This is a genomic window from Paenibacillus sp. sgz302190 (assembly GCF_059820445.1).
The window spans coordinates 163,955-180,979 of the sequence record NZ_JBZYAO010000010.1; the positions used below are offsets into that span (position 1 = coordinate 163,955).

General features: G+C 52.7%; 12 protein-coding genes and 1 other annotated feature. Of the genes, 8 read left to right on the forward strand and 4 right to left on the reverse strand.

Translation table 11 applies throughout. The features are described from left to right. Window positions 1-39 precede the first annotated feature (39 nt). The 3 genes from AC6RNO_RS14000 to AC6RNO_RS14010 all read left to right on the forward strand — a co-directional run bounded on the left by AC6RNO_RS14000 (window position 40) and on the right by AC6RNO_RS14010 (window position 2,366). Window positions 40-447: a hypothetical protein gene (locus AC6RNO_RS14000; RefSeq protein WP_474684935.1), complete on the forward strand. Its 408-nt coding sequence runs from the start codon at window positions 40-42 to the stop codon at window positions 445-447. Between the two features lie 169 nt (window positions 448-616). Then, the gene (ccpA, locus tag AC6RNO_RS14005) at window positions 617-1,621 is read left to right on the forward strand and encodes a catabolite control protein A (protein WP_488435397.1); all 1,005 of its coding nucleotides are present in this window, start codon (window positions 617-619) and stop codon (window positions 1,619-1,621) included. A 43-nt stretch (window positions 1,622-1,664) separates the two neighbouring features. Then, window positions 1,665-2,366, forward strand: coding sequence for a 5'-methylthioadenosine/adenosylhomocysteine nucleosidase (locus tag AC6RNO_RS14010; protein WP_474684937.1), 702 nt, complete (start codon window positions 1,665-1,667; stop codon window positions 2,364-2,366). Window positions 2,367-2,622: 256 nt separating this feature from the next. Here AC6RNO_RS14010 and AC6RNO_RS14015 read toward each other — a convergent pair whose 3' ends face one another. Together AC6RNO_RS14015 and AC6RNO_RS14020 are read right to left on the reverse strand one after the other, a co-directional pair. Beyond that, window positions 2,623-3,810 (reverse strand): acetoin utilization protein AcuC, encoded by a 1,188-nt coding sequence (locus tag AC6RNO_RS14015; RefSeq protein ID WP_474684982.1) that lies wholly within the window; start codon window positions 3,808-3,810, stop codon window positions 2,623-2,625. Window positions 3,811-3,848: 38 nt separating this feature from the next. Next, on the reverse strand, window positions 3,849-4,487 hold the full coding sequence (locus AC6RNO_RS14020) for a GNAT family N-acetyltransferase (protein ID WP_474684938.1): 639 nt from the start codon (window positions 4,485-4,487) through the stop codon (window positions 3,849-3,851). Between the two features lie 242 nt (window positions 4,488-4,729). On the opposite strand from AC6RNO_RS14020, the gene acsA reads away from it, so the two are divergent. Continuing rightward, window positions 4,730-6,454 carry an acetate--CoA ligase gene (gene acsA, locus AC6RNO_RS14025; protein WP_474684939.1) on the forward strand — a complete coding sequence of 575 codons (1,725 nt, stop codon included), beginning with the start codon at window positions 4,730-4,732 and terminating at the stop codon, window positions 6,452-6,454. 923 nt (window positions 6,455-7,377) lie between these two features. Here acsA and AC6RNO_RS14030 read toward each other — a convergent pair. Continuing rightward, entirely contained in the window at window positions 7,378-10,533 is a 3,156-nt protein-coding gene (locus AC6RNO_RS14030; RefSeq protein ID WP_497105786.1) for a transglycosylase domain-containing protein, read from the reverse strand. A gap of 140 nt (window positions 10,534-10,673) precedes the next feature. After that, window positions 10,674-10,939: a binding site (T-box leader), on the forward strand. Between the two features lie 44 nt (window positions 10,940-10,983). Between AC6RNO_RS14030 and tyrS the strand changes: the two genes are divergently transcribed. Then, the gene (tyrS, locus tag AC6RNO_RS14035; RefSeq protein ID WP_497105787.1) at window positions 10,984-12,246 is read left to right on the forward strand and encodes a tyrosine--tRNA ligase; all 1,263 of its coding nucleotides are present in this window, start codon (window positions 10,984-10,986) and stop codon (window positions 12,244-12,246) included. 525 nt (window positions 12,247-12,771) lie between these two features. Here the strand turns inward: tyrS and rpsD are convergent. Continuing rightward, window positions 12,772-13,371, reverse strand: a complete 600-nt coding sequence (rpsD, locus tag AC6RNO_RS14040) for a 30S ribosomal protein S4 (RefSeq protein ID WP_474684943.1) — start codon at window positions 13,369-13,371, stop codon at window positions 12,772-12,774. 365 nt (window positions 13,372-13,736) lie between these two features. Between rpsD and AC6RNO_RS14045 the strand changes: the two genes are divergently transcribed. The 3 genes from AC6RNO_RS14045 to AC6RNO_RS14055 all read left to right on the forward strand — a co-directional run bounded on the left by AC6RNO_RS14045 (window position 13,737) and on the right by AC6RNO_RS14055 (window position 16,988). Continuing rightward, complete coding sequence (locus AC6RNO_RS14045) at window positions 13,737-15,722, forward strand: sensor domain-containing diguanylate cyclase (protein WP_474684944.1); 1,986 nt, start codon at window positions 13,737-13,739, stop codon at window positions 15,720-15,722. A gap of 223 nt (window positions 15,723-15,945) precedes the next feature. Then, the gene (locus AC6RNO_RS14050; RefSeq protein WP_474684945.1) at window positions 15,946-16,629 is read left to right on the forward strand and encodes a TVP38/TMEM64 family protein; all 684 of its coding nucleotides are present in this window, start codon (window positions 15,946-15,948) and stop codon (window positions 16,627-16,629) included. A gap of 110 nt (window positions 16,630-16,739) precedes the next feature. Further along, entirely contained in the window at window positions 16,740-16,988 is a 249-nt protein-coding gene (locus AC6RNO_RS14055) for an HPr family phosphocarrier protein (protein WP_474684946.1), read from the forward strand. Window positions 16,989-17,025: the final 37 nt, after the last annotated feature.

Here is a 17,025-nt window from a genome sequence, read left to right on the forward strand (position 1 = left end):
AGTAACGTACATGCCGCCTGTTATGAAGGAGTGCTAAGGATGCAAAAGTATTGCAAATGCGGACGTTCGATGAATTTACGTCTGCGGACGGTGATCTACCAAAACAAAGTTGACATTGAAAATGTGCCTATTTACTCTTGCGAAGCATGCGGCCGCAGCGAGGTAGTTCCCCATGTCAAACCAGAGCTTACAGGACTGATCGGAAAATTGGGAAGCAAGCCTGACAAGCAGCAGTTCTTTTTTCAAGAAATTTCCGAAGTCGCTTATTTGCTGCTTAAAGTAACGGAAAAAGAGCATATGAATGATTCGATGGAAAAAATTGTCGAAGAACGGATCAATGAACTTCTTGACATTTTGCTGCTGGCGCAATCGCTCGGAGATATGCCTTGGACGGAAGAAGTCCGCAAGCGTCTGGCGCAAATTACGCAAAGTACGATATCGACATAAAAACACGCAGCCAATCTCCCGCGAGGTTGGCTTTTGCAAATAAAATGAAATTATTTTCAAAAAATTTTCAATCCATTTTCAATATGCGTTGCAAGATGCATGAATTTGTCGTATCATAACTGTAACATGCTAGGATCGCAGAATACTTTTGAATATGGAGAGAGTAAACGTGACCGTAACCATTTATGATGTAGCACGCGAAGCAGGAGTTTCCATGGCGACCGTTTCCAGGGTCGTGAACAACAATCCGAACGTAAAACCTCAAACACGAAAAAAAGTATTTGAAGCGATCGAACGGCTCGGGTACCGCCCGAATGCTGTTGCGAGAGGTCTCGCGAGCAAAAAAACGACGACTGTCGGCGTCGTCATTCCCGATATTTCCAACTCGATTTTTGCTGAAGTTGCCCGCGGAATCGAAGATATTGCTAATATGTACCATTACAACATTATTTTGTGTAATGCTGATAAAAAGAAGGAAAAAGAAATTCGCGTCATCAATACGCTGCTGGAGAAGCAGGTTGACGGACTGCTATTCATGGGCGGCGTAGTCACGGAGGACCATATCCAGGCGTTCCGTACGTCTTCAGTCCCAGTTGTGTTGTGTGGTACGAAAGACGAGAACCATACGATGCCGTCCGTGGATATCGATCACGAGAAGGCCGCTTTTGACGCTGTGAACGTGCTGATTGCGGACGGGCATCGCGATATCGCGATGATTTCCGGAACGCTGCAGGACCCGGCTAACGGTTTCGCCCGTTATCAGGGGTACAAAAAAGCTCTCGAAGCGGCGGGCATTGAAGTTCGCGACGAATTCGTCAGGATCGGCAATTACCGTTACGAGTCCGGTATCGAAGCGGTTAAATATTTTCTGGAGCTTTCGCCGCGACCGACCGCTATTTTCTCCGCGACGGACGAAATGGCGATCGGGGCCATTCATACGATTCAAGATTCGGGACTCAAGGTGCCGCAGGACATCGCGGTCATCAGCGTAGACAACATCCGCATGGCTTCCATGGTCAGACCGACGTTGACGACAGTGGCTCAGCCGATGTACGACATCGGCGCCGTATCGATGCGTCTGTTGACAAAGCTGATGAACAAAGAGTCCACGGACAATATGCAGGTCATTTTGCCGCACGAAATTATTTACCGTCAATCGGTGGCTCATTCCTAATGAGCCATCTTTCTATTTTGGTCAGAGATGGGGAAAACGGATCATGACATGGAATAAAATCGCGCTGATCGGCGCCATGAACGAAGAGATCGAACTGCTGCTTGGCTCTATGGAGCATGTCGGCGAAACCGTCAAAGCCGGCATTACATTCCGCGAAGGCGAATATTTCGGGAAACAGGTTGTCGTCTGCCGTTCGGGCGTCGGCAAAGTAAACGCAGCGGTAACGACTCAAATCCTTATCGACCATTTTGGAGTCGAAGCGGTCATCTTTACCGGCGTCGCCGGAGCGCTGGACCCTGAATTAAACATCGGGGACCTGGTCATCTCCAGCGAGTGCATGCAGCACGATATGGATGTGACGGCGTTAGGCTTCCCGAGAGGCGTCATTCCTTACGAAGCCAAATCGCTGTTTGAAGCGGACGCGAAGCTGGTCGAACTTGCCGTCGCTTCGGGAGAGCGGCTGTTTCCAGGCAGAGTGAAGCTCGGAAAAGTGTTATCCGGCGATCAATTCGTCGCGAGCCGGGAACTGGTCGCACAGCTCCATCGGGAGCTTGGAGGGACCTGCACGGAGATGGAGGGAGCGGCCGTCGCGCAAGTATGCTCGATGAACGGCATTCCGTACGTCGTCATCCGCTCCATGTCGGACAAGGCCGACGGTTCCGCCCATGTGAACTTTGCCGAATTCACGATCCAAGCATCCGAGAACTCGCACAAAATGGTGGAAGACATCGTCAAACACCTGTAATAACGGCAAGAGCAAGTGGCCGGACATGAAAAAAGGCGCCTCCATAACCACGATAACAAGTGGGGATGAGGCGTCTTTTTGCGTGGGGCGCTCGATTTGCGATGAAAAACAGGGTCCAAGCCCGACTTGCAGCGCTCCCTTCCGCATTGGCACAACAAAAGTCAATTGGCTTCGTGTCCCCGGGTGGGGGGCTTAGAGCAAACGGTTAGACCGGCGGTGAATGAAAAGATAGGACTCCTTGCAAGGCGGCTATGCGCTATTTCAGGTACATCATGGCAAGCTCCTTCGTCTGCCTGTTGCGCTCGGTAATCTCCCGGCGCCGCGGAATCGGCGGCCACTCCTGCACCGGGTCCAGCCACGTCTGCGGCAGTTGGACCGGGCTTTTGCCCTGCCAGGCGTCGAGCCACGCCTGGGGCAGCCGCAGCTGGGGCTCCGCATCCAGCTGCCCGGCCAGCGCCTGCTCGCTCATTTCGAGCCAGAGCAGGCTCCAGGCCCGCGGTACGACGCGCCAGATGTCGTACCCGCCGCCCCCTAGCGCAATCCACCGCCCTTCGCACCAACGGTGCGCAAGGGAGTGGATCAGCTCGGGCATGGCTTTGTACACGCGCATGGAGCAGTGTACATGCGCGAGCGGGTCGAAAGCATGGGCGTCGCACCCATGCTGGGAGACGATCACGTCCGGCCGGAAGCGGGCGACGGCTTCGGTCAGCACCTCGCCGAAGCATTCCAGCCACGACTCGTCCTCGGTGTAGGGCTCCACCGGGACGTTCAGCGACGTGCCGAACGCGTCGCCCTCGCCGCGCTCGCCCACGGCTCCCGTGCCGGGGAACAAAAATTTCCCCGTCTCGTGAATGGAAAGCGTGCATACTTGCGGATCGGCGTAAAAGCCCCACTGAACGCCATCCCCATGATGCACGTCGGTATCGACGTACAGCACCTTCGCGCCGTACGTCTCTTTCACATGCGCAATCGCCGCGGATGCGTCGTTGTAGACGCAGAAGCCGGCGCCCTTGCTGCGCAGCGCATGATGCAGCCCGCCGCCCAGGTGCAGGGCGTGCGGGGCCGCGCCGGACATCACCAGCTCCGCTGCGGCGATGGAGCCGCCTACGACCGTTGCCGTGACGTCGTGCATCCCGGCAAAATAAGGCGTGTCGTCGGTATCGAGTCCGAAGCGTTCCGCTTCACGGACCCAGCGCTCCTCCGGCACGGGCAAGCTAAGCGCTTTCACGGCTTCGATGTAAGCGGGAGCGTGAACTCGCAGCAGCTCGTCGTCCGCTGCCGCCCGCGGAGCTTTCAGCGCGCTGTCCGGGAGCGCGCCTGCCTTGCGCAGCAGGTCTACGGTCATGACCAGCCGATTTTGATTGAAAGGATGCTCATCGTTGAATTTATACTTGGTCTCACCGTCATCATAAATAAAGACGGGGCGTTTGTCGTTCTTTTTCATATCGTTTACTCCCCTGGGCACATGCTTGCGTCCAAAATTTAATACATGAACCGCTGATGAAAGCGAATGCGGTCAAACTGCTCGACGGACGAAAGCGGAACCTGCTTTCCGATGCGCACCATAAGGCAGTTGGCGGGATGCGAGCAAATTTCGGGATCGTCGGTGGCGAACCAGATCATGTCCACGCTTTTCATTAATTTTTCCATCATTTGGCGATACTCCCAAACGCTCAGGCCGCTGTTTTCGAGGTCCCAATGCCAGTAATATTCGGTCGTAAAGCATATGACGTTTTCAAGCTGGCCATCCTCAAAAGCTAGCCGGATCAGTTTTTTACCCAGTCCCATAGACCGGTAATCGTCCGCGACTTCTATTGCGCCAAGCTCAATGAGATCCTGCATGTTTCCTTCCGACCAGCGCTCGATTTCATCCGGATAATGAAAGGTCACATACCCGACGATCGTCGTTCCGTCCCGGGCGAGGACAATCCGCCCTTCGGGCAATTGAGCGATTTCGATCAACGCTTCAAGTTGTTCCTTCGGCCTGCGGAACGCATCCAGCTTCGGATGCATCGCAAGTTCCTGCAAGCTTCCCGGTGAAACGGGACCTTCGACGACGATTTCGGGCTGATCCGGAGCGTTGCGAAAGCTGTGCGAGTGATACCGTTTGATATGCTGCATAACTTCGGCTCTCCTTTTAAAAAACGGCATGATGGTGAAATTTCTCTTCGGATGAAGGTCGTTATAGTTAACTTATAGCAGACTTTCCGGCCGAATAAAAGAGCAGCAATGCAAACAATTTGGCGTAGGCGAAAAAATTTCATTGTGTTATAATAGAATAAGTCAAAAATTGATCACATTTTGCGCGAAAATTTCATTTAAATGAAAGCGTTTTAAGATGCGCGAGGAGGGTTTTATTTATCATGGAGCAAATGAAAGCGGAACTCATTGAACCGGTGTCTACGAACCCCAACATGAACAGCTACGAGCAGACATATGAGGCTTTCGACTGGAAGGAAATCGAGCAGAGCTTCTCTTGGCATGAAACCGGAAAGCTGAACTTGGCCTACGAAGCGATCGACCGTCATGCGGATTCATCCAGGAAAGATAAAATCGCTTTGTATTACAGCGACGCTCAAAGGGAAGAAGCGATTACGTTCGGGCAAATGAAAGCGAAATCAAACCAGTTCGGCAACGTGCTTCGCGGCTTGGGCGTGGGTAAGGGTGAGCGGGTTTTCATCTTCATGCCCCGGACTCCCGAGCTTTACTACGCTTTGCTGGGCACGATTAAAGTAGGCGCGGTTGTCGGACCTTTATTCGAGGCTTTTATGGAAACCGCCGTGAGGGACCGGCTGGAAGACAGCGCGGCAGTGGCGATCGTCACGACGCCGGCTTTGTTGTCTCGCGTACCGGTGAGCCAGCTTCCTCATTTGAAGCACGTCATTCTTGTCGGCGAGAACATTGAGCTTGGCGAAGGCCAAGTCGATTATTACGCGCAAATGGCGACCGCATCCATGGAGCTGGATATCGAATGGGTCGACCGCGAGGACGGACTCATCATTCATTATACATCGGGATCTACCGGAAAGCCGAAAGGCGTGTTTCATGTTCACAACGCGATGATTCAGCACTATTATACAGGTAAAATCGTGCTTGACTTGAAGGAAGACGACGTGTACTGGTGCACGGCCGACCCGGGCTGGGTTACCGGCACTTCTTACGGGATTTTCGCGCCATGGTTGAACGGGGCTACCAATGTGATCCGCGGCGGCCGGTTCAGCCCGCAGGATTGGTACAACACGATTCAAAAGTACGGCGTAACCGTATGGTACAGCGCTCCGACCGCTTTCCGGATGCTGATGGGGGCGGGAGACGAAGTTGTGGGGCAGTTCGATCTGTCGTCGCTGCGCCATGTTCTCAGTGTCGGCGAGCCGCTGAATCCGGAAGTCGTTCGCTGGGGACTTAAAGTATACGGACAGCGCATCCATGACACATGGTGGATGACGGAGACCGGCGGCCATCTCATTTGCAACTATCCGAGCATGGCAATCAAACCGGGATCGATGGGGCGTCCCATCCCCGGCGTTCAGGCTGCCATCCTGGATGACGCGGGCAATGAGCTTCCGCCGTATCGCATGGGCAATCTGGCCATCAAGACGCCTTGGCCGTCGATGATGCGCAAAATTTGGAACAATCCGGCCAAATACGAAGAATATTTCCGCATTGCCGGCTGGTATATTTCCGGCGATTCCGCTTACCGGGACGAGGACGGCTATTTCTGGTTCCAGGGCCGCGTCGATGACGTCATCAACACGTCGGGCGAGCGCGTAGGGCCATTCGAGGTGGAAAGCAAGCTCGTCGAGCATCCGGCGGTAGCGGAAGCGGGCGTAATCGGCAAGCCGGACCCGATGCGCGGCGAAATCATTAAAGCGTTCATCGCGCTGCGCGAAGGCTACTCGCCATCCGACGAGCTGAAAGCGGACATTTCGAAATTCGTAAAAGAAGGACTGTCCGCACATGCGGCTCCCCGTGAAATCGAATTTAAAGATAAGCTGCCGAAGACCCGCAGCGGAAAAATTATGCGCCGCGTGTTAAAAGCTTGGGAGCTGAACTTGCCGACAGGCGATTTGTCTACAATCGAAGATTAGTTGGTTCAGCTTGATCATCGCGAAAAGCCCCTGTTCCACCGCAGCGAGCGGTGGAACAGGGGCTTTTTGATTGGATTGGCTGCGTCGTTGGGAGCGCAGCCATGTGTGTGAAGCAGCCTGCTGATAGTGGACACGAGACGAGCAAGCGTCTCAACACGTGTCAGCAGCTTGGCTGTCGCTGGAAAGCCTGTGAAAGTGCAGGCTTTTTCGGCGGTATCGGGCCGTTTGGAGGAAAAGCCTGCAAATGTGCAGGCTTTTCCAGGCCAAATGGGGCCGAGCCCAAATTTCAGCCGAAAAAACTGCACATTTGCAGGAATACTCCCGCGGCACGGGTAGCAAGGAGCAAAAAGATGCACATTTGCAGGCTTTCTGCGCGCAACTGCTAGTGGAACGAGACGAGCAAGCGTCTCGACACGTGTCAGCAGCCCGGCTACCGCTGGAAAGCCTGCGAAAGTGCAGGCTTTTTCGGCCGGATCGGGCCGTTTGGAGGAAAAGCCTGCAATTGTGCAGGCTTTTCCAGGCCAAATGGGGCTGAGCCCAAATTTCAGCCGAAAAAACTGCACATTTGCAGGAATACTCCCGCGGCACGGGTAACAAGGAGCAAAAAACTGCACATTTGCAGGCTTTCTGCGCGCAACTGCAGTGGATGCGCCAGACACTCTGCGAAGGGGTACCAGCCGGCCCACATCTCGGCAGCCTCTGAGCAGCCTGTCGGCCGTGCTGTTGTGTTAGAGAGCAAGCGTCTCGGCAAGGGCTAGCGGGTCAGCTCGCATCTCGGCAGCTCTCCGAGCAACCTAGCGGCCCGTGCCTGTGCCATACGGGCAAACGTCCCATCCCGGCTAGCCCTCCGTGCAGCACGGCGACCCGTGCCGCGCCCGCTTGAAAATGAAGAAAGACCCGGTTTTCCCGGGTCTTTCTTCATTTTAATTGTTATAAGCGATCGCAGCCGACGCTTTGGATTCGCCTGCCTCGTTGACGGCGGCTACTTTGTAGTAGCCGTTGTACGACGAGGCGAAGTAGTGAAACTCGGTAGCATCTTTCACGGAACCGAGCTTGGTGTAGGTTCCTTTTTCTTTGTCGCTGTAGTAGACGATATACTGCTTCACTTTGTCTTTGGCGGCGTTGGCTTTCCACGATATGACGATACCGTTGGCGTCCTCTTTGGCCTTCAAGCCTGTCGGCGCGGAAGGTACGTCTTTCGCGCCGCCGCCCTGTTGTCCGCCGTTAGGCGAGCTTTCCGGCTCGCTTGTCGCTCCCGGCGAAGGGGAAGCGCCGTTCTTGCCCTCGCCGCCGGTTTCGCCGCCGGGGTTTCCGGGGATTTGGGTGCCGTCCGTCGGAGGGACGAACAGCGTATCCAGCGAGCTTCCATCCGTGTAGGCGGATCGGCTTGGCGGCGATTCCTTGCCGGCCACATCGACTGCGGTGATGTAATAGCCCATTAAAGCCGAGGCCGGAACCTGGTCTACAAATTTCGTCTCGTCGCCTGCCATAACGACTTTTCCGCTGAGCAGCTGGAATTTGCCGTGGTTGTCGGAACGGTAGATGCGATAACCGACAAGGTCGGGATTAGGGCTGGCCTGGAACGTTATGACAGACGTATCTCCGGACTTGGTGGCGACAACCGAGGTCGGCGCGGTCGGTTCTTTGCCGTCGTCGACGCGCGGGTCGACTTCGGAAGGCGCGTCGGAATCGTAATCGACAGGCTTGTAGTTATCGATCGATTTCCTGCTTTTTTCAGGAAGCTTGTTCATGGCGGCCTGAACTTCTCTTAACAGCTGGCTGATCGATTTTTGCCGTTTGATTACGGTTTTTTCCTGTACGAAATCAGCCGGCGTATTTTCCTGGGCAATGTAGTTAAGCCCGTCGTAAGTGCTGATTCTCGCGTTGACCATAACATCGTCGGTTTCTGACGGCACATATTTCTGATTGAAAATATCGGTGACCAGATGCCCGGTTTTGCTGGTCAGATCGCTAGGCAGCTTGCCGGAAAGGTCGGAAACAGTTGCTGAGACGATGCCTTTCGGCTTCTCGAACGTTTTGGTCGGGAAGAGCTCCGGTTTTTTCTCAATCGCACTATTCATGATAAGCGCCCAAATATCTTTGGCATGGTAGGTCTGCAATGTTTTCGCCGACAATTTGTTAACCGGCTGATCGTAGCCGATCCATACGCCAACCGTAATGTCCGGCGTGAAGCCCATGAACCAGGCGTCGGCGTCGTCCTGCGTCGAGCCGGTTTTACCGGAAATCTCGATTTTGCCGTACGATTTATATTTTTTCATCAGATCCGTCGCCGTACCTTGGGAAATGACCGTTTTCATCATATCGGTAATCAGGTAGGCCGTCTGCTCGGAATAGGCGGTTACAGGCTCGGACTTATGTTCATAAATCGTGTTTCCGTTGGAATCCTTGATTGCGCGAATCATATACGTTTCATTGAAAACGCCTTTGTTTGGAACCGAAGCGTAGGCGCCGGTTAATTCTTTGACCGAGGTACCGCGGCTTAAACCGCCGATAACGCCTGTCTGCGCATAATAGTCTTCTTTTTGCAGCGAAGTAATGCCTAATTTTTTGGCAAAATCCCAGGCTTCGTCGATGCCGACCTTATTCAGGAACAGATCGATGGCGGGAATGTTGTACGATTGGTTCAAAGCTCTCCGGGCCGTCATCAAACCGTGGAACTTGTGATCCCAGTTCTCCGGAAGATGGAAGCCTTTCACGCCATCCTTGAGAATAATCGGCACGTCGTCGATAACGCTGGCCGGTTGAATTGCGCCACTCTCCAGGGCGGGTATGTATGCGGCGATCGGCTTCATGGTGGAGCCGGGCTGCCGGAACGCCTGTGTGGCATGATTCAGCTGCTCCTGGAAAAAGTCGCGGCCTTCAATCATCCCTTTGATGGCGCCCGTCTTGCTATCGAGCATGATGGCGCCAACTTGTTCCGTGCCTCTTTTGTCCTTCGGCGCGAAATTTTTGTCGTTGCCGGAAATTTCGTGCATGGAATCGTAGATGGTCTTGTCGATCGTCGTGTAAATCTGGTAGCCGCCGCGCAGCAGCTGCGCTTGCATGCCTTTGAAAGCTTCGTTATAGGCGGCCTGATCTTTTTTGGGATCGAGGTCGGGCTTTTGCAGCTTGAGCAAAATTTCGGTAGCTTCTCTTTCGGTTTCGATCATCAAATAAGGGTATGTCGTGTACGCTTTTTGCGACGGCTGCGGCATCGTTGATTTGAGATCGAAATTAAGAGCTTGCTGGTACTGAGCGTTTGTAATTTTTTGCTCCTCGAGCATTCGCTTGAGCACTAATTGCTGACGGGTTACAGCCCGTTTGAATCCGTCCGGATCGAATTCAGGCTTGCTCGTATAAGCGGAGTACTGGGAAGGAAGCTGGGGAAGTCCCGCCAGATAAGCCGCTTGGGCAACGTTCAGCTTGTTGAGGTCGTCAATGTTGAACAAGCCTTTGGCCGCCGCTTTGATGCCGTACAGATTATAGCCGGTATAGCCGTTTCCGTAAGGAATTTTATTTAAATAGGCGAGCAAAATTTCGTCTTTCGACATCAGGCGTTCCAATCGCAGCGCCAGCAAAATCTCTCTGGCTTTGCGCCCGTCGTCCCGGTCGAGCGTCAAAAATACGCGCCGGGCAAGCTGTTGGGTGATCGTGCTGCCGCCCGTCTGTACGTCTTCATTCAGCAGCTTCTGGGTAACCGCGCGGTACAGCCCGCGGAAATCGATGCCCCGATGATTGTAAAAATCTTTATCCTCGATGGCTAGAACCGCATCCAGCACGACTTGGGGAATGTCGTTAAGCGTGGCGAGCCGCCTGTCTTCCTCCGTCCGCAGCTGCCCGATGACCGCGTCATCATTGAAGTAGGCGAAGCCAGTGACGGCATTGTCCTGTATTTGCTGGCGGATCGTATCCGCGCTGCGTACCGGATCTTTTTTGACCAGCGCGCTGACATAGCCGAATGCGGCAAATCCGCCCAATAATCCGGCCAGGAAGGCGGTGATGATCGTCCACTTCAAAGTTATCCAACATACTTTCAGTGTAGTTCTTAACCTGGGATGTTTGGTGAAAAATTTACTCATAAGTTCCAGTTTCCTCCTAACATGAACGCTACTAGTATACCATAATCGCGCCTTATTCGGTAATGATGTAAAATGAATGAGGCAGAGAGGTTTGACAACCGCAGCAGGCTTGTGTTATAAATTGGGTTGAATACGACATTCAACATGCATAGATGGATCAGCAGTAGTCAGCTTGCGGATGCTTTCAGAGAGCCGATGGATGGTGCGAATCGGTACCTGCACGCTAGCGAATTACGGTCCGGAGCAGCAAAAGGGAACCTGCGGCGAGTGCGCCGGAAGTAGCTTTTGCCGGAGAAGCCCCGTTATCGGCTGTGAGTGAAAATGGCTAGTACAGGTTAACGCAGTAGTACGCATCAGCCGTTTTAATCAGGGTGGTACCGCGAGTTGAAGTCTTCTCGTCCCTTTGTGGACGGCGAGGCTTTTTTATTTTGACAAAGGAGAGGGATGGCAGTGAATATTTTACAGGATTTGGAGTTTCGCGGATTGCTTCAGCAAGTTACGGACCGGGAGGGTTTAGATAAAAAGCTTTCCTCCGAGCGCGTAGTTTTGTACTGCGGTTTCGATCCGACGGCCGACAGCCTGCATATCGGGAGCTTGCTTCCGATTTTGACCTTGCGGCGCTTTCAGCAGGCGGGACATATTCCGCTGGCGCTTGTCGGCGGCGGCACCGGATTGATCGGCGATCCGAGCGGCAAAGCGAACGAAAGAACGCTTAACGGTCCTGAAGTGGTACAAGCATGGTCGCAGAGCATCAAGTCGCAGCTTTCGCGGTTTTTGGATTTTTCGGAGGGGCTGGACAACAGCGCGGAGCTGGTGAACAACTACGATTGGCTCGGTTCGCTGAATGTGATTGAATTTCTTCGCGACATCGGCAAAAATTTTACGGTCAATTACATGCTGGCCAAAGATTCGGTTGATTCCCGGATCAGCAAAGGGATTTCTTTTACGGAATTCAGCTATATGATTTTGCAGTCGTACGATTTCCTGAAGCTGGCCCAGACGAAAAATTGTTCTTTGCAAATCGGCGGCAGCGATCAATGGGGCAACATTACGGCAGGGCTGGAGCTTATCGGAAAAACGACCGATCACCGCGCTTTCGGCCTGACTTTGCCGCTGGTTACGAAAAGCGACGGGCAAAAATTCGGCAAAACGGAAGGCGGAGCCGTCTGGCTCGATGCGGCCAAAACGTCGCCCTACCAATTCTATCAGTTCTGGGTGAATACCGACGATAATGACGTCGTGCGTTTTCTGAAGTATTTTACTTTCATTAGTCATGAGGAAATCGGCCGTTTGGAAGAAGCCGTGAAGCAGCAGCCGGAAAAACGCGAGGCCCAAAAAGTGCTGGCAAGCGAAGTGACGAAGCTGGTACACGGGGAAGAGGCGCTGCAAAGTTCCTTGAACATTACGGCTGCGCTGTTCAGCGGCAACATTCAGGAGCTGTCGCGGGCGGAAATCGAAGAGGCGTTCAAGGACGTGCCGTCCACGACGCTGGATCAGGAAGACATCGGTCTGATCGACCTGCTCGTAGCGGTGCAGGCTGCGCCGTCGAAGCGTCAGGCACGTCAGGATATCGAAAGCGGCGCGGTGACGGTTAACGGCGTCCGGGTCACACAGCTGGAAGCCAAGGCGAGCGAGCTTGGCAAGCTCGGCGGCTCGTACATTATTATTCGCCGCGGGAAAAAGAACTACTATTTGGCTCAGTTCGCAGGCTGATTGTGACGGTAATGATCGACAGCGTTCATGGCAGGCGGTCGACCGACCGCCGTCATGTAGTGCAACGCCGCGCGCTGGGAGGGAGACCGCCGGCACTAGCCGACGCGCGGAAAACCTGCAAAAGCCGAAAGTGCGTGAATTTGCGCCGCGATGTTTTCAACAGCCTGCGATTATGCAGGAATCTCGTCCATAAGGTGGCTGAGCCCAGCCTCGTGTCAAAGGCTATAGCCCCCATCCGGTTGGCTGTACGAAAAAAACCTGCAAAAATACAGGAATTTGCAGCCTTGATCGCTGGCTACGAACAATTCCTGTAAAAGTGCAGGTTTTTCACCGAACACATAGACTCAGATTCATTTTCAGCGAAAATTCCTGCACTTTTGCAGGTTTTTCGCTAAAACAAGCCAATTCCGGAGGAAAAACCTGTACTTTCGCAGGTTTTCACGCCCCTCAACTTGCGTCCTTGAGAGGCTTCGGCCCCACAATGAACAAAGAAACCCCTTAGGGAAGTCCCTAAGGGGTTGTTTATTAACGGCTGTAGAACTCGACGATTTGTTTCTCGTCAATTTCTTGCGGAAGCTCGGAGCGCTCAGGCAAACGGATGTACTTGCCTTCCATAGCGTTCTCGCTGAATTCGAGATAAGTAGGCAGGTAGTTGCGGTTAGCAAGAGCTTCTTTCACTGCGGAAAGGTTTCTGCTTCTTTCGCGAAGGCCGATTACGTCGCCAGTAGATACGATGTAAGAAGGAATATCTACTTTTTTGCCGTTCACAGTTACGTGTCCGTGAGCGACCAATTGACGAGCGCCCGCGCGGGAGTTGGACAGGCCAAGGCGATATACCAGGTTGTCCAGACGGCTTTCCAGCAGGATCATGAAGTTTTCACCCGCGATACCTTGCAGCTTGGAAGCTTTGTCGAACAGGTTGCGGAATTGTTTTTCGTTCAAGCCGTACATATGGCGAAGTTTTTGTTTCTCTTGAAGTTGAACGCCGTAGCCGCTCAGCTTTTTACGTTGTCCTGGACCGTGTTGGCCCGGAGGGAAAGGGCGTTTCAATTCTTTGCCTGTACCGCTCAGGGAAATGCCAAGGCGGCGGCTTAATTTAAATTTAGGGCCTGTATAACGTGCCATGTTAGGAAAAACTCCTTCTTTTCACATATAGTTAGTAGATGCGTCTTAGATGTCCGGGTGAAGACACGTGCCTGGTTTTGCTTACGAGTCGTAAAATAAGGGGACTCCCTGGCAAGAATAGTTCAGCCGCTGTCTTGACAGGAGCAAAATCAGTGAGGGTGATCACAAATGGCATTCACCGCAATCATGTTTGTACTCGACTTCTAATTTTATAAAAAACATGACCGAGTGTCAAGCTGAATTCTACCGCACGCTATCGAAGCCGATTGAAAAACTCGTGCAATACACATAGAAACATAGTATGATAAATGAAGTAAACATATCGCTGCAGAGTAAGACATAATCAGTCGTCAAAGGAGAAGCCTATGAGTGAACTACTTCGTAGTCAGAGTCAATATATGATTGCCGGTCACTTCGAAGAGTTGCTTCGTCAAGGGCTGCTTCTCTCCAATGATGCTTCAAATATGGCGCAAGACATGCCGTTCATGCAGCAGGCTTTTGCCGGCTGGAAAAGCCAGAACGCGCCGGAGATGCTGCCTCCGGAGACGCTGTTGATTTTAACGGATTCGCTTTTGGGCGCGCTCGATTCCTGCTCCGGCAAGACGGCCGGGGAAATGGGCCGGATCCGTTCCGCCAAGTCGTGGACCGTAGCCGAGCAGGGGGATAACCCGTTCGCCAGAAGCGCCGCGCTGCGGACGCTGTGCAGGATGAACGGAGGAGAAATGGAATCCCGCGCTCTGCAACCGGTGGCCGGCGTTTCCTTGCCGATTGTGAATGAGCAGGGCCATCCGCTCGGCTACCTCGGGTTGTTTTCCGCCGCTGTGAGCGAGGCGCAGGATCTGGTGCAGCTGCTTTATATGATCGTCGTATCTTTGAAAAGCAGCGCCCAGTTGCTGATTGAGCGGCGCAAGTACGAGCTGCTGCAGCGCCACAATCAGCACAATGAACGGGAATCGAAGAAGCAGCAAGTTTTGTTCGAAGCTTCCAAGAAACTGCATGCCAAGATCGATGTCGACTCCGTTTTAGCGGAAGTCATCGCGAGTCTGCACAGCGTGTATCCCAACATCGAAGTGGATCTGCTGCTTTCCCAGGACAGCCATAATACGGGATTGCCGGTGAAGCCGCTCAATTTTCAAAATCTGGACGACGATATCAACACCAAGGCTTTTATGGAAGGGCACATCATTTTCGAGCCGGTTTCCGGAGACGAAGGGCCGAGCTGCGGCGATATTGCCGTCCCGCTGTCAGGCAAACAGGGCGTGTACGGCGTGCTGCACCTGCACTCCGAGCACGACTTGATTCATTCCTCCGACCTGCGGTTTATTTCCGTGCTGGCCGATACGGCCGGTTCCGCATTTGAGAATGCGAAGCTGTACGAGCAGTCCAACGTGCTCATAAATGAACTTCGGTTAATTAATGAAATTACGAAGCGGCTGAACCAAAGCTTGCGTCTGAGCGAAATTTTCAGCTTCGCTTCAAGCGAGCTGCTGACGATATTTAACGCCGATTACAGCTGTATTTTGCAGACGGACAAGGAAGCGGGAAAATTGGTCGTGCAGGCCAGCAACCTGCCGTCGATTTTCCACGAAACGTTTTCGCTGGATCAAGGCTTTTCCGGCCTCATCTGCACGACGAAAGAGCCGGTCATCATTTCCGATTACTGGATGAATTCGAAAGTGGAATCCAAGCTGATGGAGATGAGCCGCTCGCGGTCTCTCATCGGTTCGCCGATTCTCGTAAACGGGGAGGTCGTCGGCGTCATTCTTGTCGTTCACCGCAAGCCGAACTTTTTCTCGTACGAAAATTACAAGCTGTTGCAGGTGCTTTCCGGCCATATCGGACTGGCGATGAGCAACGCTTCTTTGCACGCCGAAGTGAGGCGGATGGTGATCACGGACAATTTAACCGGACTGTATGTGCGCCATTATTTGGACGAGCAGGCCAATTTGATGCAAAAGAAAGATTTTTGCGGCTCTCTGATCGTTGTCGATATCGACAATTTCAAAAAAGTCAACGATACATACGGGCACCAGGTCGGAGATAAAATTTTGATCCAGGTCAGCCATATTATCAAAAGCAGCATCCGTGACAGCGATATTGCCGCCAGATGGGGCGGCGAGGAGTTGGCCGTATACTTGCCTCAAGTGGCCAAGGAGCAGACCGTGCGCATTGCGGAACGCATTCGCGTCAGGGTTTCGCAGGAAACAAGTCCGGGCGTAACCGTATCCTGCGGCGTATCGGATTGGAACTGGGAAGAGGACAAAATCAGCGTCGAGTCGCTCTTTTACCGGGCGGATATGGCGTTGTACCAGGCCAAACATAACGGACGCAACCAGATTCAGATAGGCTAGCGGCAGAAGCACTTGTCCTGGAATAGGACGGGTGTTTTTTCAATTGCTACATCCGTTTGTCATAGTTTGGCTTTGTTGGGGAAAACTTCAATTAGGACGATAACGGCTTCGGATGGCAGGGAGCGGTGTTCGCGAACAGGCCGAACCGTCATCCCGGTTCCCGCTTTCTGATCCCGTGCGAACATGATACAATAGTTGGAACTGAGGAGAGGGTGGTCGAAATTTGCCGATATTAAAGAGAAAACGGCTTTTGCAAATCGGAATCGGACTGGCATTGGTCGCAGGTCTGGTCTACTTTTTCTTTTTTACGCATACCGGAGGCAAATTGCTGCACAGCAACATGCAGGAGCTTTCCGAGCACTTAAGATCGCTTGGCATCTACGGCCAACTGCTCGGCATGCTGCTTGTACTCGTTCAAACGTTTTTTCCCTTTGTTCCTTTTGTGCTCGTGGCCGGCGCGAATGTCGTCATTTTCGGAATCAAATGGGGCTTTGTCGTCAATTATGTGATGTCGTGTATCGGGGCGGTGGTTTCATTTTATTTCGCCAGGTATTACGGCCATGAGTGGGTGGAAAAGCGCTTGCAGCGTTTTCCGGCAGCCATGCAGTTCAGCCGGCGCATGGAGAAGCAGGGCTTTTTTTATGTGTTGATCGGAAGGCTGATTCCGGTTGTGCCTTCATCGGCGATCAATTTCGCCGCAGGGCTTACGCGGATGCCGTTCTCGCAGTTCTTTTACGGAACTTTGCTGGGCAAATTGCCCATCGTGTTTTTGGAATCGATGATTGCCCACGATCTGTTTCACTTCCGCAAATATAAAGGCAGACTGATGCTGCTTGTCGTCGTTTTCATATTGCTGATGCTCGCCGGAAACTGGGTCAAGAAAATGCTTACATCGAATCGAAAGTAAAGCCGGTTAAGGATAAAGCAGGAAAATTTTTTGTTGCGCTTTCACGCCTTTCCAAGTTATCATAGAGGAAGCAAGCGACCGATTTTTAGTGAAAAATGGAGGAATGTAACATGCCAAGTGCAAATAATGCCGCTATCGTTGAAATTTCCCAAACCGCCAACAAATTCAGATCGTCTATCGTTCTGCAGTACGATAATAAGTATATCGATGTGAAAAGCATTCTGGGATTGTTTACAACTCTGCTTAGCTCCAGCAATTATGATCTCCACGTGCACGGTCCGGATGCGGATGAAGCGAAGAAGGCTATGGCTGACGTTTTCTCCAAACATAACCTGGGCGTCAACATTATTGAAGACTAATAAGCGAGCGCAAGAAGGTATTCTCAGAATCTCTGAG

Coding starts and splice junctions, on each gene's coding strand:
- AC6RNO_RS14000 (WP_474684935.1), top strand. CDS start 40: ATGCAAAAGTATTGCAAATGCGGACGTTCGATGAATTTACGTCTGCGG.
- AC6RNO_RS14010 (WP_474684937.1), top strand. CDS start 1,665: ATGACATGGAATAAAATCGCGCTGATCGGCGCCATGAACGAAGAGATC.
- AC6RNO_RS14015 (WP_474684982.1), bottom strand. CDS start 3,810: ATGAAAAAGAACGACAAACGCCCCGTCTTTATTTATGATGACGGTGAG.
- AC6RNO_RS14020 (WP_474684938.1), bottom strand. CDS start 4,487: ATGCAGCATATCAAACGGTATCACTCGCACAGCTTTCGCAACGCTCCG.
- acsA (WP_474684939.1), top strand. CDS start 4,730: ATGGAGCAAATGAAAGCGGAACTCATTGAACCGGTGTCTACGAACCCC.
- AC6RNO_RS14030 (WP_497105786.1), bottom strand. CDS start 10,533: ATGAGTAAATTTTTCACCAAACATCCCAGGTTAAGAACTACACTGAAA.
- rpsD (WP_474684943.1), bottom strand. CDS start 13,371: ATGGCACGTTATACAGGCCCTAAATTTAAATTAAGCCGCCGCCTTGGC.
- AC6RNO_RS14045 (WP_474684944.1), top strand. CDS start 13,737: ATGAGTGAACTACTTCGTAGTCAGAGTCAATATATGATTGCCGGTCAC.
- AC6RNO_RS14055 (WP_474684946.1), top strand. CDS start 16,740: ATGCCAAGTGCAAATAATGCCGCTATCGTTGAAATTTCCCAAACCGCC.